The 20,914-nt window shown below is 43.9% G+C and carries 20 protein-coding genes and 2 tRNA genes; 4 read left to right on the top strand and 18 right to left on the bottom strand.

Annotated features, from left to right (window positions below; genetic code table 11):
* Positions 1–24: 24 nt before the first annotated feature.
* From MHI25_RS10165 to MHI25_RS10155, 3 genes are all read right to left on the bottom strand, one after another.
* Entirely contained in the window at positions 25–1,221 is a 1,197-nt protein-coding gene (locus tag MHI25_RS10165; RefSeq protein WP_076124939.1) for a helix-turn-helix domain-containing protein, read from the bottom strand.
* Between the two features lie 5 nt (positions 1,222–1,226).
* Positions 1,227–3,008, bottom strand: a complete 1,782-nt coding sequence (locus MHI25_RS10160) for a histidine kinase (RefSeq protein WP_340395354.1) — start codon at positions 3,006–3,008, stop codon at positions 1,227–1,229.
* A gap of 209 nt (positions 3,009–3,217) precedes the next feature.
* Entirely contained in the window at positions 3,218–4,000 is a 783-nt protein-coding gene (locus MHI25_RS10155; protein WP_340395353.1) for a helix-turn-helix transcriptional regulator, read from the bottom strand.
* A gap of 209 nt (positions 4,001–4,209) precedes the next feature.
* Here MHI25_RS10155 and MHI25_RS10150 point away from each other — a divergent pair, with 209 nt between their 5' ends.
* Positions 4,210–4,575, top strand: a complete 366-nt coding sequence (locus MHI25_RS10150) for a VOC family protein (protein WP_051491055.1) — start codon at positions 4,210–4,212, stop codon at positions 4,573–4,575.
* Positions 4,576–4,676: 101 nt separating this feature from the next.
* Here the strand turns inward: MHI25_RS10150 and MHI25_RS10145 are convergent, their stop codons facing one another.
* A complete protein-coding gene (locus MHI25_RS10145) occupies positions 4,677–5,882 on the bottom strand; it encodes an MFS transporter (protein WP_340395352.1) in 1,206 nt (401 codons plus the stop codon).
* Between the two features lie 192 nt (positions 5,883–6,074).
* On the opposite strand from MHI25_RS10145, the gene MHI25_RS10140 reads away from it, so the two are divergent.
* Positions 6,075–6,647 carry a TetR/AcrR family transcriptional regulator gene (locus MHI25_RS10140; RefSeq protein ID WP_076308261.1) on the top strand — a complete coding sequence of 191 codons (573 nt, stop codon included), beginning with the start codon at positions 6,075–6,077 and terminating at the stop codon, positions 6,645–6,647.
* 333 nt (positions 6,648–6,980) lie between these two features.
* On the opposite strand, the gene MHI25_RS10135 is transcribed toward MHI25_RS10140, so the two are convergent.
* Positions 6,981–7,859, bottom strand: a complete 879-nt coding sequence (locus MHI25_RS10135; protein WP_340395351.1) for an SDR family NAD(P)-dependent oxidoreductase — start codon at positions 7,857–7,859, stop codon at positions 6,981–6,983.
* Between the two features lie 165 nt (positions 7,860–8,024).
* On the opposite strand from MHI25_RS10135, the gene MHI25_RS10130 reads away from it, so the two are divergent.
* On the top strand, positions 8,025–8,483 hold the full coding sequence (locus MHI25_RS10130) for a MarR family transcriptional regulator (RefSeq protein ID WP_076184289.1): 459 nt from the start codon (positions 8,025–8,027) through the stop codon (positions 8,481–8,483).
* Positions 8,484–8,837: 354 nt separating this feature from the next.
* On the opposite strand, the gene MHI25_RS10125 is transcribed toward MHI25_RS10130, so the two are convergent.
* From MHI25_RS10125 to nrdR, 3 genes are all read right to left on the bottom strand, one after another.
* A tRNA-Lys gene (locus MHI25_RS10125) sits at positions 8,838–8,910 on the bottom strand.
* A gap of 10 nt (positions 8,911–8,920) precedes the next feature.
* Positions 8,921–8,996, bottom strand: a tRNA-Ala gene (locus tag MHI25_RS10120).
* Between the two features lie 251 nt (positions 8,997–9,247).
* A complete protein-coding gene (gene nrdR, locus MHI25_RS10115) occupies positions 9,248–9,724 on the bottom strand; it encodes a transcriptional regulator NrdR (RefSeq protein ID WP_036678976.1) in 477 nt (158 codons plus the stop codon).
* Between the two features lie 164 nt (positions 9,725–9,888).
* On the opposite strand from nrdR, the gene MHI25_RS10110 reads away from it, so the two are divergent.
* Complete coding sequence (locus tag MHI25_RS10110; protein WP_036678974.1) at positions 9,889–10,107, top strand: alpha/beta-type small acid-soluble spore protein; 219 nt, start codon at positions 9,889–9,891, stop codon at positions 10,105–10,107.
* Positions 10,108–10,191: 84 nt separating this feature from the next.
* Here the strand turns inward: MHI25_RS10110 and MHI25_RS10105 are convergent, their stop codons facing one another.
* The 10 genes from MHI25_RS10105 to MHI25_RS10060 all read right to left on the bottom strand — a co-directional run bounded on the left by MHI25_RS10105 (position 10,192) and on the right by MHI25_RS10060 (position 20,870).
* Positions 10,192–10,755, bottom strand: coding sequence for a lytic transglycosylase domain-containing protein (locus MHI25_RS10105; RefSeq protein ID WP_036678971.1), 564 nt, complete (start codon positions 10,753–10,755; stop codon positions 10,192–10,194).
* Positions 10,752–11,348: a dephospho-CoA kinase gene (gene coaE / locus MHI25_RS10100; RefSeq protein ID WP_076220141.1), complete on the bottom strand. Its 597-nt coding sequence runs from the start codon at positions 11,346–11,348 to the stop codon at positions 10,752–10,754. The genes MHI25_RS10105 and coaE overlap by 4 nt, the downstream gene beginning before the upstream one ends.
* 9 nt (positions 11,349–11,357) lie before the next feature.
* Positions 11,358–12,104: a manganese efflux pump gene (locus tag MHI25_RS10095; protein WP_340395350.1), complete on the bottom strand. Its 747-nt coding sequence runs from the start codon at positions 12,102–12,104 to the stop codon at positions 11,358–11,360.
* Between the two features lie 131 nt (positions 12,105–12,235).
* Positions 12,236–13,072: a DNA-formamidopyrimidine glycosylase gene (gene mutM, locus MHI25_RS10090; RefSeq protein WP_076124923.1), complete on the bottom strand. Its 837-nt coding sequence runs from the start codon at positions 13,070–13,072 to the stop codon at positions 12,236–12,238.
* 52 nt (positions 13,073–13,124) lie between these two features.
* Entirely contained in the window at positions 13,125–15,794 is a 2,670-nt protein-coding gene (polA, locus tag MHI25_RS10085; RefSeq protein ID WP_076301298.1) for a DNA polymerase I, read from the bottom strand.
* 189 nt (positions 15,795–15,983) lie between these two features.
* Positions 15,984–16,643: a phosphate signaling complex protein PhoU gene (phoU, locus tag MHI25_RS10080; RefSeq protein ID WP_036678957.1), complete on the bottom strand. Its 660-nt coding sequence runs from the start codon at positions 16,641–16,643 to the stop codon at positions 15,984–15,986.
* A 73-nt stretch (positions 16,644–16,716) separates the two neighbouring features.
* The gene (gene pstB, locus MHI25_RS10075) at positions 16,717–17,472 is read right to left on the bottom strand and encodes a phosphate ABC transporter ATP-binding protein PstB (RefSeq protein WP_036678954.1); all 756 of its coding nucleotides are present in this window, start codon (positions 17,470–17,472) and stop codon (positions 16,717–16,719) included.
* 198 nt (positions 17,473–17,670) lie between these two features.
* Positions 17,671–18,399: a response regulator transcription factor gene (locus MHI25_RS10070; RefSeq protein ID WP_036678951.1), complete on the bottom strand. Its 729-nt coding sequence runs from the start codon at positions 18,397–18,399 to the stop codon at positions 17,671–17,673.
* Between the two features lie 109 nt (positions 18,400–18,508).
* On the bottom strand, positions 18,509–20,305 hold the full coding sequence (locus MHI25_RS10065) for an ATP-binding protein (protein WP_076124920.1): 1,797 nt from the start codon (positions 20,303–20,305) through the stop codon (positions 18,509–18,511).
* 178 nt (positions 20,306–20,483) lie between these two features.
* The gene (locus MHI25_RS10060) at positions 20,484–20,870 is read right to left on the bottom strand and encodes a VOC family protein (protein ID WP_076124919.1); all 387 of its coding nucleotides are present in this window, start codon (positions 20,868–20,870) and stop codon (positions 20,484–20,486) included.
* Between the last annotated feature and the right edge of the window lie 44 nt (positions 20,871–20,914).

The raw sequence follows: 20,914 nt of genomic DNA, 5'->3' as shown, positions 1-20,914 counted from the left end.
CCCCAGATGCATTCAACAATGAACTTATGTATTGGCTATCCTGACTTCCGCGTCTATTTCTCTTGCTCCCTGTGAATTACGATATTCAGCAGGCGTCATACCGACGTTTTTTTTGAACAGCTTAGAGAAATAAATCTCATCTTGATACCCTAGCTTTAAGGCAATCGAGTACATCTTTTCATCCGATTCTAGTAACCACTGTTTCGCTTGATTTATTCGTAAATGAATGACGTAGTTAGTAAGAGTCATCCCTACTTCTTGCTTAAATCTCCGCGAGATATGTTCTCGGCTCAGAAAAAACCGGGTGGATAATTTGTCCAAACTTAGCTCTTCCATATAATGCTCATCAACAAATGCGACAATATCATTCATACGCCTAACATCATCTAAATCCGCCAAACGATGGATTGCTCTAAAATTTTGTTCAGCCATAGACCTTTGTACAGATTGAAAAGATAACGATATCTCTGCGAGCGATTGGATGGAGGGGCCACTAACCAAACGAACAGGTATATCAAAATGCTGGGTAATCCATTCCTCTATCGGGAAAAGCTGTCCATGAAGGGACAGAATCACACAGACATTAGGATCATTTTGAAGCGTAAATGCATTTCCCCACTCCCGTGTAGCCAGCTCTTCGGTCAAAAGCTGAATGTATGGCTCCGAATAATGAGATTGGTAAAAATACATCATGGTGAAGTCGTATACTTCTGCCTGTGGGAGAGCCGAGGCAATTTCGCCTGCATCAAAAGCTTCACCGTTACAAGCAGCAGTAATCTCCCTGTTTAAGCGAAACATTTTTACCTCTTCATAAAATCCGGACTCCATATTGCGACGTTCTCCCTCTTCTTGTTCCCAGGCTCTCAACGCCCCTTCTAAAGTTTCATTCAGCATTTTCTCTTCAATTGGCTTCATCAAATAATCAAAGCATCCCAGCTTAAACGCTTTACGCATGAAACAATAATCGTCAAACCCTGAAATCATAATCACTTTTCCCGGATAGTCTTTAGCAGCCAACCACTCGATTAACTCCATCCCGCTATTTTTGGGCATTTTGACATCTGTCATTATGATTTCTGGAGATTTCTGCTCAATCAACGCCTTAGCCTCGAGACCATTTCTGGCTTCCAGCACTTCGGTAATCCCGTATTGTTCCCACCGTCCCAAAAAACGGATGATTTTTCTAACATTAGACTCATCATCTACAATAAGAGCTTTCATAAACGTTACTTCTCCTTTAGGTAGAGTGGAATTACTAGCCGTACAGTGAACCCTTGTCCCTGCATCGAATCTAGTTTGATTCCCGCTGTCTGATCGAAATGAAGAACCAAGCGATCATGAATGTTTTTTAACCCGATATGTGCAAAAGAAGGATTGCCTTCGTTAACCGATGTGTAGAGATTATTTTTTAATGCCTCAAGTTCATCATCCGTCACGCTGTTTCCGTTATTTTCTACGACTAGATTCAAATATTCACCTTGTATTTCACCATAAATATGGATGTAAGCTTGTTCATAGCCCTCGTCATAACAGTGCTTAAAAAAGTTCTCAACGAGCGGCTGCAAGATCATACTAGGAACCGGAATATCAAGAATATCTTTAGGTACATCAATGGAATAGCTAAAATCAGTCTGAAAACGTTCCGCTTGAAGATTCAAATAAGCCTGGACATAATCCACTTCGCTTTGAACCGTCGCCTTCTGATCCACACGAATCGAGTACCGCATCATTTTGGATAAAGAGGTAATCAGTTGATATACTTTTGGAGATTCAGAGAGTAGGGCAACAGCAGCAATGGATTGTAAAGAATTAAATAAAAAGTGCGGATTGATTTGCGACTTTAGCGCCCTATGCTGATTTTTCCTGTTCTCTATCTCAAGCTTATACTCCCGGTCAATATGACGGTTGATCCGATTCATCATCTCCTTGATATGTCTTTCTAGAATACCGATTTCGTCCTCCCGCATATCGTCGAATGGGGCATTCATATTCTTTCCCTCGATACGCTGGACTTTTTGACTAAGCAGTTTTATCGGCCGTGTAAATCCATAAGAAATGATTGTTATCATTATCAAGCCCAGTCCACCTACAACCACACCTACGATGATGTTTGTATAGGCAGTTTTCCTTACATCTTCAAATAAAAAAGAGCTCGGGGTTACCTTAGCAAAATGCCACGCTTTTATCGGTTCCTGCAATGTTCTAGTAAACACAATATCTCCTTCTGGAGATTTAGTATCTGCCTGTATCGGACTTATTTTCCTTTGCAGTTCATCGGGAACGGTTTTGCCTATCCATGTTTCATCACTTGCGTAAATGACATGATTCTCCGCATCGGAAAGCCATACGCTCTCTTTATTTTTCTGTAGAAAATGATTAGCGATATGAGCAATCTTGTCCAAATCAATATCTATAGTGATGACGCCCAGAAATTCCTGTGTTAGTACATCCACAATTTTGTGATGAACCGTCAAGACCATCGTTTTATCCGAAGGAGGCATAATGGAGGTATCGTTATAGTTCTCAATCGGATGCGGAGCTTCAATAAGATCATTGCTATTAGAGCTCATCAGCTTCTGAATGGAAGCTTGCTGTAATAAATCCGGATTCCTTTTACGGGAACTTAACATGGCATTATAAACTGTAAATGAGCTTTTCCCTTCGTTTATGAATAGACGGACCTGACGAATTTCACTCCTCATGAGATAGAAGTTAGTCATACCCTTATTAATTTCAAGCTGCTTGTAATAAAAATCTTCTTCTAACCCTTCTTCAAACACCCTGAATAAGTCTGGATTTCGGTATAAAATATATGGAAGATTAATGATTTCATCAAAATATTGCTCTAGATCGGCTGACGCCTGCTGAATTTGCTCTTGGCTGTTCTCAAGTTCATGTCGTTCCACATTCTCTTTCGTCTGCCGATAGATCAACAACACGGATAAAAAATACGGTAGAATTATAAACACAAGCAGCAAGAATAATAAGCGCTTATGAATGCTTTTCAAATAAATACTCCTCTGTAAAAATTTCGGTTTTCAGCAAAAAATCTAATATCAGGTTTTATATTTTCACAAATATCCAACACAAAATCAAAATACTTGTTGCTGAGCAACAAGTATTTTTGCCGGATCAATATATGACAAACGCCAATCGTTTATTACCCAAATTATATCCATATGAAACAACAGTAAAGAAATTCCCGCAAATTAATCAGCTATTTGAAGATTGAAATAATTCCCTGCACAATGGGTTTCCAAAGATGTGGATATTCTTGCTCAATTAACTTTCTTACCTCCTCCCCCTTGATGTCGTTGAAATTATTATCTTGAGTAATAAAGGTATAAGCACCTTTTACGGTATCCCCTATAGCTATATGCCCGCTTGCATATCCACCCATTGCAATATGGGAAGCGATAGAGAGACCACCCAAGGAGAACATACCTACAGCTAAACCTCCAACAGCAAATATCCCCAATGCTATTCCACCAACGGCCATTGTACCCGCCGCAATGCCCCCAACGGCTAACAAAAGCCCTAGAGCCAGACCTGCAAAACTGATGAGTCCTAAAGCAAGCGCACCTAAACATAATCCGCCCAAAGCAACAATACCAATGGATACCGCACCAATCGCAACATTACCTATGGCAATAACCCCTTTGGCAACGTATAGCCCACGTCCGAAATGGATATGAACCAGAGGAATACCAAAGCATGTTCTCTTACTTTTGTACTCATAATGAAATAAGGAATTCAGATCTACATATACGGGGCTTGCGACATGCTCTGCTTTGGTATCGCTTGAAGCATCCTTCACCAGATGATCCAAACTTACGTGAAATAATTCACTTAAACTAATCATCTTATCCATTTCGGGATAGGATTGACCTGATTCCCACTTAGACACGGCTTGCCGCGAAACACCAATCACCTCCGCCAAGTTCTCCTGGGACATTCCTCTCTGTTTCCTATAGCTTTGCAATTTATTTGCAAAGTCCATTCGCCATCACCTCATGCTCATCATATTATAACGTTCTGTAATTGACTACCTATCTCCCCTTACATACTGTCAACCACTGGTTGCACAGCTGATTTTGCGGGCTTTTATCCTCATTAAACGTTCTTGATTCCCCATTCTCCCTGTTTCCGTGCAAGATGATAGCGTATAATATACGATATAGAATATTCATCAGAGGAGACTATAAAACCATGAAATTGAGTATGAATTGGATTACGCTTCGGGTCCGCGATCTGGAGGCTTCCCTTCATTTTTATAACCGGATACTGGGGCTACCCATTGAGCGTAGATTTGAGAGCAGTGGAAAACAGATCGTCATGTTAGGTCTGGAGGGGCAACCCAAGATCGAGCTTATTCAGGGAAGTGACCCGGCTTTGAAGCCGGAATGTGGCGTTTCTGTGGGTTTCGAAGTGGAGTCACTTGATGAAGCGATGGAGAGTTTAAAAAGCCAAGGTATCCCAGTAGCGCGCGGACCAATCGCACCCAATCCCCACCTGCGGTTCTTTTATATCCTGGACCCGGACGGGTTTGAGGTGCAGTTAGCGGAGCATAACTAACGTTTATCAAGCGTTATTACCTCAAAAAGAAATAGACCGCCCTAACCAAAGGTAGCGGTCTATTCTGCCGTAAACCCAACCCCCACACTTAAAGCAAGGCTTTATTCAACAGCTTTAGTTGATCTTTTTTCAGTGAAAAAGTAAACCAAAGCCAATAGCGGCAGGACCACTCCGATGAGTGAAGCGAAGGTCCATCCCCCATAGGCATAAGCCCAACCACCCAAAGATGATCCAACGGCTCCACCCACGAAGAAAATCGCCATAAAGATCCCATTAAGACGTCCCCTCGCTTCACTTCCCAATGAATAAATCACACGCTGTCCGAGTACAAGATTTCCGGATACGGCCATATCCAATGTAATCGCGGAAATAAAGAGCAGGATGAGAGCAAAAGTTGAGTGGCTATGGAAAAGATGAATTAGTAAAAAAGACAAGGTGGCAATGATCATGGCCAGCCCGGTTAACCATTTACTCCAACCTTTATCTGCCAGTCTTCCAGCAATCGGCGCGGCTACAGCCCCACCAACACCTACTAAAGCAAACCATGCGATCCCTTGCTGCGACATTCCAAAATCATCCGCCAACCGCAACGGAACCACCGTCCAAAAGAGACTAAAAGCTCCAAATAAATAAGCTTGATATAAGGCACGTCGGCGCAATATAGGCGTTTGTTTTAAAAGGGTGCCTAAAGAGACAATTAATTTACTATAGCTTACCGAAGGTGCAGGTTTACGTTCAGGAAGAAATCGCGACAGAAGAATGGCTAACAACGTGATAACGACCGCTGAAAAAATAAACACGGCTTGCCATCCCCAGATGCTGGTGATAAAGCTTGCCACGGGCCGGGCAAACATAATACCTAATAAGAGTCCACTCATAACATTACCAACCACACGGCCACGCTGCTCTTCAGACGCTAAATAGGTGGCATAAGGCACCAGGATTTGGGCTACCACAGAACCGGTTCCTATAAACAAAGATGCTGTCAGGAACAAAGGCGCATTAGCTGCGAAGGCTGCAACCAGCAATGCACCCACTGCAACCATTAACGTGATTATCGTGAGACGCCGATTCTCAACAATGTCACTCAGCGGCACGATAAATAACAAACCTACAACATAACCGATTTGAGTTAAAGTGACGATCAAGCCTGCGGCTGTAGAAGAAAGTCCTGTCGAGACACTGATAGGTCCGACAAGGGTTTGAGCATAATAAAGATTGGCCACGATAAGCCCGCATGCCGCTGCTAACATAAACATCATCCAACTTGAAATGTGGTTCTCTTTCGCCGCTTGTTCTTTTTGCATGTGAATCCTCCTCAGATGGTCATAATAATTTAAATACTATACGTTCAGTTCACTAATTCATGTTTAAATAATATACTGAACGTATCGTTTTGTAAATAGGCGATGGTCATTTATTTTTCCAGATTTTTTTAGTATACTGAACGTATAGTTTATATTTTGATTGGAGACAGATTAACGAAAGGGTGATTTCAGATGGAGAGTAAACGAGGACGTCCGCGTAATGTTGAGACGGAGAAGTCTATTCTTTCCGCTTCCTATGATTTGTTATTGGAAAATGGTTTTGGAGCAGTTACGGTGGAAAAAATAGCGGATCGTGCCAAGGTCAGCAAAGCTACGATATATAAATGGTGGCCTAACAAGGCTGCCGTGGTGATGGATGGATTCCTATCCTCCGCTGCGGACAGACTGCCCGTACCTGACACAGGTTCAGTATTCGATGATATTCTCATGCATGCAACGAACTTATCCCGGTTCCTGATTAGTCGAGAGGGTAAAATCATTACGGAGATCATTGGAGAAGGACAGATGGATTCAGGCTTGGCGGAAGCTTATCGGACCCGATATTTCCAGCCTCGTCGGCTTGAGGCACGGCTGCTTATGGAACGGGGTGTTCAGCGCGGGGAATTGAACGATAATCTCGATATTGAAGTTGTTACCGATCTTATTTACGGGCCGATATTCTACCGCTTGCTGGTGACCGGCCAACCCATAGACGATGCTTATGTGCAGCAGTTGGTGAGATACGCTTTTGAAGGAATACGGTAACTAACGGGAACGGTAAAATAGACCGCCCTCTCTCACAAGGGATCGGTCTATTTCTGATCGTAGTACTATAAAATGTCGGACTGGCGGAAGGTTGAGATACAACGGACCGAGGTGCTCTTATTTTCTCATTATGGGGCGTTTTCCCAAGCTATCGGACTCCTACGCACTTATTTAGTCTTTTCAAAGCAAAATACTGCTACTGAAGAGGAAATAAGTGCGCTACGGTCCGATCACTCGACTAATTTCACTATATAAAGAAAATAAGAGCTATACAGTCTGCAGGATCATGAATGGGTGATTCGAACGGACATGAGGTTAGTTTCACTAATTAAATCAGTTTCCAAAGAAACCTTTCTGCTGCAAAATGTCTCGCGTATCGTTCCATAATTTATTTTCCATTACCCTATCTCCTCCCGGTTGGACGGGTACTATGGGATTGCCTGTCCCAACGTTAAAATATCCCCCACTGCTCTCTTGATATTTAGGATCGGTCATTAAACGAATAATGATCTCCGCTCCTTTACGAGGATCGCCAATACGAAAGAAATTCAATAAGTGCTTAAGCATCGAAGAAAACCAAAGTTCACGCCCGAGACCTGTAACGTTAAAACCCGGATTCAATGCATGAACACTGATTCCCGTTCCCACCCGGCGGCGTGCAAGCTCACTGGTAAACATAATATTTAACAGTTTGGTTTTCCCATAAATCTCAGAAGATCCTCTGGAAGTAAAAGAAGCTGTATTGAGCAAATCTTCTGGCAACTTTAGCACTCCATGACGGCGTGAAGCTTCTGAAGCAACATTTATGATTTTTGCACTTCCTGCTGCTCTCAAAGAACGTTCTAAGGTATGTGTCAATAACCATGGTGCAAAATAGTTCACAGCCATCATTTCTGAGAATCCATCGGCAGTTATCCGCTGTTCAAACCCATGAAGCCCTGCGTTATTTATTAACACGTCTATCTTCGGAAAAACATTAGATATTTCTTGTCCTAACCTAGTGACATCCCTCATTGAGGATAGGTCTCCGTAAAAAAAACTAATTTCGGCTGCTGGTACGCTCTCCTTTATCATTTTTCCAGTTGCTTCCGAACGCGTTTTACTCCTTGCAGTCAGAACAAGATGGGCACCTCGCTTAGCCATTTCAAGTGCAACGAGTTGTCCCAAACCGCTTGTAGCTCCAGTAATTACAATAATCGGCTTTGTCATCATCTACATTCTCCTTTATATCAGGAATTCATCAGGGGCAATTTCATTTTGACAGCGTATTGTCCAAATCATATAATTGATATATATCAATTATATGTTGATGATTGACATATGTCAACTAAATAGATGTATGACAACTTTAAAATACAAGGTTAGGTGGTCAAAACAATGAATGCCGAACGTAAAGACACGTTGAGAGGGCAATTAGAACTGAAGCTAGGTGGACAAATTAGTGCCCTCATTAGTGCTTCGCATGCCCTAAATGTCAGAACTGCTGCCGCTTTCGATTCATCTATACAGCCTGCTGCTTTCCATATAGTCCGTTGGCTGTACTCTTATGGACCAACAAGCGCCTCTGTGTTGGCAGAATCAACGGCTATGGATCGTAGTTCAGTCAGCCGTCTCATCAAGCAACTCGAGAATTTGGGTTATGTTAGAAGAGAAGACTCTCCTAATGATCGTCGAGCGATCCTTCTTACTCTCACTGATCTTGGACGACAAAAAACCTTTGACGCGTTACAGGATAAGGAGTTCATATTTTATGAGCGCATAGCCCAATGGGATAATCAACAGCTTGAAACCTTTATCCAAATGCTTCAGGAGTTTAATGGATTTAATGATAATTAATAAATGGGAACAAAAAAAGAAACAGCATCTTGCTGTTTCTTTAGATATGGATTGTCTGTAATTGGAGCCAGCAATTGTCATTGATGTTCATGTTCGGCAGTTCATTATTGCATTGCTCAACTACCTCAAAAAGAAATAGACCGCCCTCTCGCAAAGGAATGCGGTCTATTTCCTGACTAAACTTCCGAAGCCCCCGCCCTTAAAAGCGGCTACTGCACTGGGAGTCGTGTTTCCGCACGACTCTCTTTGCATTGTACGTTTTATCTACCCAAACTATACCACGATCAAAACCAAATAAAAAGTCACTCTTCCCCAAACAACAAAAAAAACGGCATTTCTGCCGTTTCTTTAGGATGGACTCTCAGGGGCTCGAACCCTGGACAAATAGATTAAGAGTCTACTGCTCTACCAACTGAGCTAAGAGTCCATATGATGTTTGGTGGAGCCAAGGGGGATCGAACCCCTGACCTCATCGCTGCCAGCGATGCGCTCTCCCAGCTGAGCTATGGCCCCAAACTGAAATTTCAGATGTATGTAATCACACATTTTTTAATTTTAGTTTGGTCGTAATTGAGTTGTTCCGATAAACTCAAGCGTCGTAGGCGACTTCTATATAATATAAAAAATCGCCCTCTATGTCAACACTTTTTTTAAAATTCATTTTTCCACTCAAATTCCCCGCTCAAAACTCAGAGGAAACAAACCAGTACAAGCACTCCTAACAGACCCTAGGATTGGCTGTAACGCCCTAACTGGACAAAACCCTATAATCCCTCTAATTCTCCCGTACTCTTGGACAGCAGCCCTTTGAGTTCCTTCATGAACATATTAATATCCTTGAACTGGCGATATACGGACGCAAAACGAACGTAAGCCACTTCATCTACTGGGTAGAGCTGCTCCATCACGAATTCACCAATCTGTTGGCTTTCCACTTCCGCAACGGCGATGCCGCGCAGAGATTTCTCAACCTCGGATACGATCTTTTCTAGACGTTCCACAGAAACCGGCCGTTTCTCACAAGCACGGATGAGACCGCGGAGTATTTTATCACGACTGAATTCCTCACGGCTGCCGTCTTTTTTAATTACAATGAGTGGCGTTTCTTCAATCATTTCAAAAGTAGTGAAACGTTTGCTGCAACGCTCACATTCACGCCTACGACGGATTGACTTATTTTCATTCGCTGGTCGCGAGTCCAGCACTTTAGTATTTGTGTGATCACAGTAAGGGCATTTCATAAGCTTCATCACTTCCTATTACATAATGGTATGGGTCCCGGCACGTTATAAATCCGGCTTTTGAACGGCTTTTTTATTATTTCCAGAAATCACCGTTTTTTTCTTGTAATGATAATGGCAAGTCCGGCACATAATACAGTTACCAACAGAGGAGGTGAACAGCAATGAGCCAAAGCAACAACTCCAATAACCTTGTAGCTCCAAATTCCCGCGGTGCCTTGGAACAACTTAAATACGAAGTTGCCCAAGAACTAGGAATCACGCTTTCCCCAGATGGTTACCAAGGCAATAAAACTTCTTATGAAAATGGTTCGATCGGTGGTTACATCACTAAACGTCTTGTAACCCTGGCAGAACAACAACTGGCAGGTCAATACAAATAACCTGACCAACATAAGCTTTTTGAAGAAGTATTAAACGACCTACAGGTCGTTTAATACTTCTTTTTATACATAACACGGTAGAAATTAAAATTCTTTGTAAATGTCCGTGTACTGATCATAGTAATAATTAACGCGCTGTACATAATGCCTGGTTTCACCAATGGGAATATCTTTAATGGTTGCATCTGTCCCATCCCAGATCCCTTCGTCCAACCAGCGTTGAACTTTTCCGGGTCCAGCATTATAGGCTGCGATAATTGCTGTACGTTTACCTTCGAACTGACGGGATAAAGTTGAAAGATACCATGTACCCAGTTCAATATTAGCCGAAGGCTCATGCTTGAGTTCTTCCATAGATACGTTTGGAAGCTTGGCCTTTTCCAGCGCCCACTTCGCGGTATCCGGCATAAGCTGCATCAGCCCTAGTGCGCCTTTTTTGGATTCTCGTCCAGTTTTGAAGTTCGTTTCTACACGAATAATCGCGGTTACAAGAAACGGGTCTATCTCATAAGTGATGCTGTGCTTGCGAATCTCATCTTTAAAATGGATGGGATAAAACCACGACATCCAGTTAGTACTCAGAAACAATATTGCCGTAAAACCCACAAATAGCAGAAGCAGTACTCTTTTTTTACGTAGCCATTTCATGATAAACCCAGCCTGTCCCAAAACACAGCAACCTGTTGCTCAGTGTACGCAAGATCGCCACTGTTGTCGATGATGTAGTCCGCTTTATTACGTTTCTGCTCAATATCCATCTGTGCATTCAATCGCGCTTCTGCTTCTTCTAAAGAGAGCCTATTACGTTCCATTAATCGAGCAATTTGCATTTCACGGGGAACGTAGACTACTACAATCTCATGGAACAGGGTCTCAAGCCCTGATTCAAAAAGAAGCGGAATATCCACAATAATAAGCCGCTTCGGCTCTTCCTGCTCCATGCTGTACATACGGTCTTTGATTTCCTGCCGGATGGCAGGATGCGTCAAATTGTTCAAGGTTTGCAGGGCCACCGGATCTTGAAAGACGATTTCACCTAATTTGGCCCTATTCAGTGTTCCATCCGGAAAAAGGATCTCTTTTCCGAATTGCTTAGCAGCAGCAGCCAACACTTCATGCCCGGGAAGCATAACTTCTCTGGCGATCACATCGGCATCAACCAGCCTCGCTCCCTTGTTCACAAGCAGTGCAGACACTGTGCTTTTTCCGGATGCGATTCCTCCGGTTAAGCCTATAATCATGTACTCACCTCATAATAGCTTCAGTATTCCCATTGCAATTAATAATAACGCTGGTAATGCGGCAGCATGCTTCATCCAGTAGTTCCCGGCAAATCTAAGTCCAGTCTTCATACCCAGCAATAGAAATGTACCACTAAACAAAGCTATTGTAAGTGATGTCCATATCGGATTGAAGCCAAGCAGCGCTGCGCCAAGTCCAGCCCCAAAAGCATCCAGAGAGAGCGCAATCCCCAGTATCATCGCTTCCATCGAAGAGATGCTTCCTGAGGCATCCATATCCGCAGAAGACGGGGTACGCAAGATCTGTACTACAATCCCCAAACGGCGAAGCTCAAGTGAAAAAACAGCTGATTTCAACGGTTCATCATTCATAACAGGTTCTGTACCCGCTTCAGAATCAGCTGCTACCTCTGCCCAAGCCTGTTCGGAAAATGAGCCCTTATCTACCGTTTCAGCTTTACGTCCGCCATCTGCATCTTTCTCTTTCTGCATCAACATCTGAACAAGCGACCAGCACCCCATTAGCACAAGTATAACTGCACCAACCATAGAAGCTGCATTCGGAGACACTACCTTGGCAAGCAAAACCCCAACCTGCATCGATACACAGATAACTACCCCCGAACAGAGCGAGATAATCAGAACGGAGAGCAGTGGTATTTTCATTTTACGCAGCCCATATGTAATTCCTACACCAAAACCATCCAAACTCAAGGCAAACGCTAGCAATAGCAGTGAAAATAATGGGCTGAGCACCCGCAATCCCTCCTGTGAAGAACCGGAAAACTGAAATTTTATCGTTTCAGCTTCCGTTCTCTATTAAGCATTCTTCACACAGTATATGGGCGGGACAAGTAGTGGGTGCCAACCTTATTATTTCAACAAATTCAGTGAACAGTCGGACGCTGGCAATTTGGACAATAATGCGTGCCACGACCGCCTACAACCGTCTTCTCAATCATCGTTCCGCAGTTACTACACGGCTGATCTTTACGACCGTAAATCAATAGCTGCTGCTGATACGTACCGCTCTCACCTTGGCCATTAACATATGACTTAACAGATGAACCTCCGGCGTTAACCGCTTCGGCCAGCGTGCTTACAATAGCATGATGCAGCTTGTCCAATTGATTGTCCGTGAGCGCTTTGGCGCTGTCTTCAGGATGGATACCCGCACGGTGCAACGACTCATCTACATAAATATTGCCGATGCCGACGATATATTCCTGATTAAGCAGCAGCGATTTAATTTTGGTGCTTTTACCTGACACGATCTGCTTAAACCTCTCCGGTGTAAAAGAAGGCTCCAGCGGCTCCTGCCCCAGCTTATTTAAAGGCGGCAGCTGAAGATCTTCTCCCATCTGAAAAAGATGCATTGTCCCGAATTGGCGAACATCCGTGTAACGCAGCTCAGTTCCATCCGTAAAATGAAAAATCACATGTGTATGCTTGTCCAGTGGGTCATCATTTGAAAAAAGTCCGTAACGGCCTTCCATCCGTAAATGTGACACAAGCACCAGACCATCCAGCACAATACGCAAAAACTTTCCTCTTCGTTCAACTTTTACAATGCTATGACCTGCCAGCAGGTGGGCAAAAGCCTGAATATCATCCGGACGCTGAATAATCCGCGCCAACCGGACGGTTACATTCTCTATCTGCTTTCCATTAACTAACTCATTAAGTGTTCTCTTGACTGTCTCTACTTCCGGTAATTCCGGCATGATGTCTTCACCTCAACTACATTATAGCTGATATGCACACCTTAAAGGGAGTCTATTTCGCCTCGTACCAGTTACTTCCAAAGCTGACCTCTGCCTTAAGCGGCACAGATAACTTTAGGGCTCCACCCATTACTTCCGGCAAAAGCGTCTTCATAAGCTCCATTTCATCCTCTGGCACCTCGAATACAAGCTCATCGTGTACTTGAAGCAGCATACGGCTCTTAAGCCCACGATCAAATAACGCCTTGTCCATATGCACCATCGCCAGCTTGATTATATCCGCTGCTGTTCCCTGTATAGGTGTATTCATTGCTGTCCGCTCCGCAAAAGAGCGCAGATTAAAGTTCTTCGCATTAATCTCCGGAAGATAACGGCGACGTTCGAGCAATGTGGTCACATAACCATACTTCCGTGCCTCCACTACAATATCGTCCATATAGCGGCGTACACCCTGATAAACCTCAAAATATTGCTCAATAAATTGCGCGGCTTCCTTACGCGGAATATTCAGATTCTGCGAGAGACCGTAATCACTGATCCCGTAGACGATCCCAAAGTTAACGGCTTTTGCGGCACGGCGCATATTACTGTCCACCTGTTCTGCGGTCACACCGAACACATCCATCGCTGTCTTCGTGTGAATATCCATATCATGCAGAAAGGCTTCCTTCATCCGCTCATCACCGGAAATATGTGCCAGCACACGCAGTTCGATCTGCGAATAGTCGGCTGCCAGGATGGACCAGCCCGGTTCGGACGGAACGAATACCTTGCGGATTTTGCGTCCTTCCTCTAGACGAATCGGGATATTTTGCAAGTTCGGAAATTGGCTGCTAAGCCGTCCTGTAGCGGCAATTGTCTGCCGATAGAATGTATGCACCTTCCCTGTGTTCGGGGAAATTTCTTTAAGCAGCCCCTCTACGTAGGTAGATTGCAGCTTTGCAATTGTGCGATATTGCAGAATCAAACGCACCACATCGTGGTATGGCGCCAGTTTCTCAAGCACTTCTGCATCCGTGGAATAACCCGTCTTCGTCTTCTTGACGACAGGCAGACCTAGCTTTACAAACAAGATTTCACCCAGCTGCTTTGGTGAGTTCAAATTAAACTCAGTGCCACAAATCTCGTATATTTCACTGACCAATTTGGAAATTTGCGCCTCGAATTCTTTTCCAAGCTCTTTAAGATCACCAGCATTGACTGCAATCCCCTGTTTCTCCATATCCGCCAAAATCCGTGACAAAGGCATTTCCAGATCCTCGAATAGCCCTGTCATTGCGGTCTCCACCAGCTCCTGCTGTTGCTTCTGTGCGATTCCAAGAACCGTTGCACTCTTTCGTGCAACGTGATTTCCTAAAACTTCAAGCTCAGGGATTTTGTATTTGGCACCTTTACCAAATACCTCTTCATCAGGAGAGAGCCGCGGCAAGCCGTATTTAGCAGTGAGATCATTTAGATTCTGATTAGCCTCCGTAGGATCAAGCAAATAAGCCGCCAGCTGCACATCATGAGCTGCACCTGCAAAAGCAATTCCCTGCCAGTGTAGAGCCAAATCAGCGCGGTGAAGATCATATCCACTTTTCGGAGCCTTTTCATCTCCTAGCCAATCACGCAGCTTCGCAGCGGCCGGTTTATGCAGTAATTCAAATGGCACATAGTAATGCCGCTCCAGAGAGGACAATCCTATTCCGATTACCTCGGCACGATGCGGATTATCTCCATACGATTCCACATGCAGCGCCGAAATACCAGCCAGGGCTTCACTGAGCTCCTTAAGTTCTTCTTCACTTACGATCGTAATATCAAGTGCCTCAGCTTCTACTTCAGCAGTACTCTCCTCACCCTCGGCAACAGGAGCGTAGGCACTAAGTGACAAACGTTCCAACAATGATTTAAATTCCAGCTTGGCAAGCGCTGGTCCGGCTGTATCTGCTGAAATTCCATTGAAGACCATGTCTTCCCACGAATGCTCAAGCGGTACTTCACGATAGATGGTCGCTAATTTTTTGCTCATCACCGCATCTTCCGCATGGGTTTCCAGTTTCTCTTTCATTTTACCCTTTAGCTCACCGGTTCCAGCTAAGACACCTTCCACTGATCCAAATTGATGCAGCAGCTTCAAAGCTGTCTTCTCACCTACGCCGGGTACTCCCGGGATGTTATCACTTGCATCGCCCATCAGCCCTTTAAGATCAATGATCTGCTCAGGGGTTAGGTCATATTTCTCCCGGATTTGTTCCGGCCCATAAAGCTCAACTTCGGTGACCCCTTTGCGGATTAAAGCAACGGTCGTATGCTCAGAGGCCAGCTGCAACATATCCTTGTCTCCCGACACGATCATAACCTGCCGTCCCGCTTCATCCGCCTGGCGTGAAATGGTGCCAATAATATCATCAGCCTCATAATTGCCAATTTCAAACTGCGGTACACCTAAATTAGTCAGCAATTCCTTCAACAAAGGGAACTGCTCGGAGAGTTCCGGCGGTGTTTTTTGCCGGCCGCCCTTATAATCTTGATAACCTTCATGCCGAAAAGTAACTTTCCCTGCATCGAAAGCGACAATCATATGTGTCGGTTTATGTTCTTCGATTAAACGAAGCAGCATCGTTGTAAATCCGTACACCGCATTTGTCTGTTGCCCTGCTGTATTCGTCAGCGGGGGCATCGCAAAAAAAGCACGGTAAATAATATTGTTTCCATCTATAAGTATCAACTTGTCCATAGTGCACCTCGCCTTTTTCATGCTTACTCCTTACATCTTACCATATGCCCTGTACAAGTAGAAACGGCTTTACCAACCTAAACAGTGGGATAAGCTGATATGTTAAGGATATACAACAAGTAGCCGCCCTTTTAAAAGGGCGGCTACTTAGTTTAACTAAAGATATAACAAAAGCTGTGTAAGTGCAAATTACTGATTCAAGTCCGGACGGCTGCCTGTGACCAGATAAACAACACTCTCACCAATGTTAGTCGCATGATCGGCAATCCGTTCAATATAACGGCCTACCAGCGTTAATAACATAGCTTGGGATACAGAATCCGGTTTTGCCACCATATAACTATATAGCTCATTGATCATCGAACCATATAATTGATCGACCTGATCATCATCTTGTGCCATTCTATAAGCCAGATCCGTGTTCTCATCCAGATAAGACTGGATAGCCTCATCAATCATGGTCGTCACAATTTCCGCCATACGTGGAATGTCTACAAGCGGCTTGATCAGCTGCTGTCCATGGATGCGCATAGTTGCTTTCGCAACATCAATAGCCAAGTCACCCATACGTTCCAAATCGCTAGATATTTTGAAAGCAACGATAATGCGGCGCAAATCTTTTGCTACAGGCTGCTGTGTAATAATTAGCCGTGAGCCAATTTCCATGATTTTATCTTCCATGGCATTCAGCTGCAAATCTGCTTTAATGATTTCCTGAGCGCGCACAGTATCAAGATTCTGTAAAGCAACAATTGCTCCACCAAGAGCATCTATTACATGTTCACCCATCTGCTGCAGCAGACTGCGCAGCTCTTCCAAATCTTTATCAAATTCTTTTCTGCGAATCATAGTAAGAGCGATCCTCCTCATTAATGTATGGTCAGCTTGCCATTTCCAAGGACGAGCGCCCTTGTAGCCCGTATCAGCCGAAACGTCCAGAAATATAATCTTCGGTGCGGGAATCCTTAGGAGTCGAGAACAACACCTCTGTATCCGCCGCCTCTACAATTACACCATTCAAGAAAAACACGGTTCGACCAGATACACGTGCCGCCTGATGCATGTTATGAGTAACCATAACGATTGTATACTTACTTCTTAATTCCTGTACAAGCTCCTCTATCTTGAGCGTAGACACAGGATCAAGTGCAGACGTTGCCTCATCCATGAGCAGAATATCCGGCTGTACTGCCAAAGCTCGGGCGATACACAGCCGTTGCTGCTGTCCGCCGGACAAGCTAAGGGCAGATTTTTTCAGAAAATCTTTAACTTCCTCCCACAGCGCGGAATGACGCAGACTTTGCTCTACAATCTCATCCAGTTCGCTCTTTGAACGAATACCGTGCAGGCGAGGACCATAAGCTACATTGTCGTAAATCGACTTCGGAAAAGGATTGGGCTGTTGGAATACCATGCCCACCTGCTTACGCAGGCTTTCTACCTCTACCTCGTCACTATAAATATTTTTGCCGCCGATGTTTACAGTTCCTTCAATACGTGTACCAGGAATCATATCATTCATACGATTCAGCGTGCGCAACAGAGTGGATTTTCCGCAACCGGAAGGTCCAATAAAAGCAGTAACCTGTTTCTCCGGAATTTGCAGATTCACATTCTTCAGTGCGTGAAATGACTCATAGTAGAGATCAAGTTTCTCTATGTCAATGATGGATTTCATTAGTATTTACGTCTCCTTCTCATCATCTTCGTTCTCCATAATAAGCTTTTAATGTAAATACAGTTGGAGAGAAATGTTAACGCAATGTAAAATTGGTGAAGATGAATTAGTCCACGTGATAGTATTCCCTACAATTCGGCGTGTAATCTCACCTGAATCTTGTTTATGAACGGGATAAAGAAGAAAACTCCAGTCATGCTAAATGACCGGAGCTCTCTTTTTGTTAACAACTAATTTATAACCTACACCTCGAATGGAATCGATATGGACGGATTCTGGATCTAGCTCAAGCTTTTTACGAAGTGAACTTACGTGCACATCAACGGTGCGCTGTCCACCAATATAATCAAAGCCCCATACAGCGTTCATAAGATCATCTCTTGTCAGCACTACCCCTGGTTTACGAGCCAAATATAACAATACCTCGAACTCTTTCGGTCGCAGGTTAATGCTATGTCCACCTAAGGAAACTTCATACCGCTCAGGATAGATTTCTAGTTGTCCCAGAATGATCGTAGAAGCAGATATAGGTGTCTCTTGTGGAGCCTCCTCAGCAAGACCGGAAATCCGCCGCAATACAGCGCTCACTCTTGCAAGCAATTCGGATACCCCAAAAGGTTTGGTTATATAATCATCAGCACCGGATTTCAGCCCTCTAACCACATCTTCTTCAGCATTTTTAGCAGTCAATACGATAATAGGTGTGCGGATACCTTGTCCACGCAATTTATCAAGGATGTCAATGCCATTCATTCCTGGCAGCATCAGATCCAATACGATCAAGTCAAAAGGTTCCCTCGTCGCACGATCATATCCTGCCGTTCCATGATCCTCTACCGTCACCTCGTAACCTTCCTGCGTTAAGTTATAGGACAGCAGCCGGGCTAGTGTCGGTTCGTCTTCAATGACAAGCAATCGTTGAGCCATAGGTTCCCCCGTCTTCCATATAGTTTGATTTTTACAAAACAGCAACAAAACCATCATATCACCGTAATGTTAACTTAGTGTAAAATTGAAAAAGTGAATTCACAAAAATCTAATCGGTCTTTTCTTCCTGCAGCAAAGGCAATTCAATCACAAAGGAACTGCCGATTCCCAAATCACTTTCAACTGAAATCACTCCATGGTGCATATCTACCAAATGCTTCACAATAGACAGCCCCAATCCCGTTCCGCCGGAGCTTCTGGATCTTGCCTTATCCACCCGGTAAAAACGTTCAAAAATACGCGGCAGATCTTTTTTAGGAATCCCCATACCTGTATCGCTAACAGTAAATTGAACATTTTCGGAGCCGTCTGGTTTCAGTAGACTCTTAACGTAGACCTTTACGTTTCCGCCCTCATGTGTGTAATTAATCGCATTAGAGAACAGATTCATAAAGATTTGACGCAGCTTATCCTCATCCGCCTCAATGAATAGCTCCTCTGGAACCTCTACATTAAGACTAATGTTTTTCTTCTCAGCGACTTTACTGATGGTTCCCAGCACGGAATCAAAGAATTCAATGATATGAACCGGTGAGCAATCGAGCTGCACCCGTTTAGATTCGATTTTAGATAATTCCAGAATATCTCCAATCAAGCGATTTAAACGCTCATTCTCATCATAAATAATTTGCAGGAAGGATCTCGCCGTCTTCTCATCTTTAACTCCGCCTCCCAGTAAGGTCTCGGCAAACCCTTTGACCGCTGCAACCGGAGTCTTGAGTTCATGCGATACATTAGCTACAAATTCACTACGCATCCGCTCCAAACGGCGAATTTCCGTAACCTCTTGCAATAGGAAAAGCATACCTCTGTACGTACCATCCTGGATCATCGGAACCGCGTCCATCCGTACAATTCGCTCTCTTGGGTTATAAATACTTCGTTCTTCATGAATCGGCTCCCGGCTTAACACCCCTTCTTCAAGCAGACGGGTTAGCTCATAATGCCGTTTTAACTCTTTGTACGAATGACCCGCCATTTCACCGTTACTGACATCAAGCATTCGCTCTGAAGCCCGATTAAGCAGCGCAATCTCTTCTTCCGCATTGATCATTATGATGCCGCCCGTCATATTATCCAGCACGCTTTGCAGCAGATCCTCATTATCACGAATCGTCTTAAGCTGGTCTTGAAGACTGTCTGCCATCGCATTAATCGCTGTAGCCAGCTGTCCAACTTCATCTTTACGCTTCAAATGAACTCTGGCATCATAATCCAGATCGGTAATCCGCCGGGCGACTCTTGTGATTTGCTCCAGCGGGGAAGTCATGCTTGAAGCTACTTTATAGCTCACAATAGTTGCTGACAAGAACAAGATAATTAGACCTGCAGCCATGATCATCCAAGCATGCTTAAGACCTTGCGTTACAGCATCAAGTCCCATTGAGACCCGAATATAGCCGTCAAATCCCTGATCAGAAGTTACCTTTCCAGCCACGTATAACATCTCATGCTTTAGAGTTTCGCTGTAACGGATTGCCCGTCCAGTTCCCTCTTTCGCAGCCCCTATCTCTTCTTCACGATTGGAGTGGTTGTCCATTTCCAAGGGGTTTTTCTCAGAATCGCCAATTACTTTACCCGACTTTGTAATAAACGTTATCCGAGAATCTAAAAGTTTAGAAATATGCTCCGCCTGTTCAGTGTAATACGGGATCGCATTTGAAGAATTCATATCTACAAATTCCAGTGTTCCTGAGAGCAAACTTATTTCCCGGGACATATTCTCTTCCAGAGCAGTTATATGGGAGCTCTTAAACAGATGAGCCATCGTAAATCCAGTACCAATCATGGAAATACCGATTAAGGCCATAAGTATAAACGTAAGACGAGCGCGAAACGGTTTCATCTGAAATTTGCCTCTCCCTTTATCATTGTATCTTTTATCCTAACTTCATTTTCTTCAAAATACCAGTACGACTATGACCGTGACATAAGCCCCCCAGAGTAGATTATATAAAAATAACAGCCCGAGTTGATTAACTCTGGACTGTTACTTTGTATTACTTTTGTAAAAACACATGAGTTTATTCTGTACGGGTGGCAAGAAACCACTGATTACCCTGACGGTCTCTAACCCCTGCTCCTCTTTCTCCATAGGATTTATCCAGTGGTTCTTCAATAATAGAAGCCCCGGCATCCAGGCACTTGCGGTAGGTCTCATCAACATTTCTTACATAAAGATGAATGGCAAGCTGTACCGGTGAATACTTTTCATTCGCTTCGGAAATCTCAATGATGGAATCACCGATTCTGACCTCGGCATGCCTAATCCTTCCCTCATCATTTCGCAGCATATCAATAATTTTGGCATCAAAGCAGTGCACAACAAAATCTATCAATTGGTCTGCATCTTCCGCAATAAAATACGGCGTAACGTTAAGAAACCCATTTCTAATATAATGTGGTGCCATTCATTGTCCTCCTTTAGACAGGTAAAAACGCCTTCGGCGTTCCT

Source organism: Paenibacillus sp. FSL E2-0177 (assembly GCF_037992975.1).
GTDB classification, from domain to species: domain Bacteria; phylum Bacillota; class Bacilli; order Paenibacillales; family Paenibacillaceae; genus Paenibacillus_AQ; species Paenibacillus_AQ odorifer.
The sequence above is the reverse complement of the archived record's forward strand: the minus strand, read 5'-3'. Positions and strand labels throughout refer to the sequence as shown.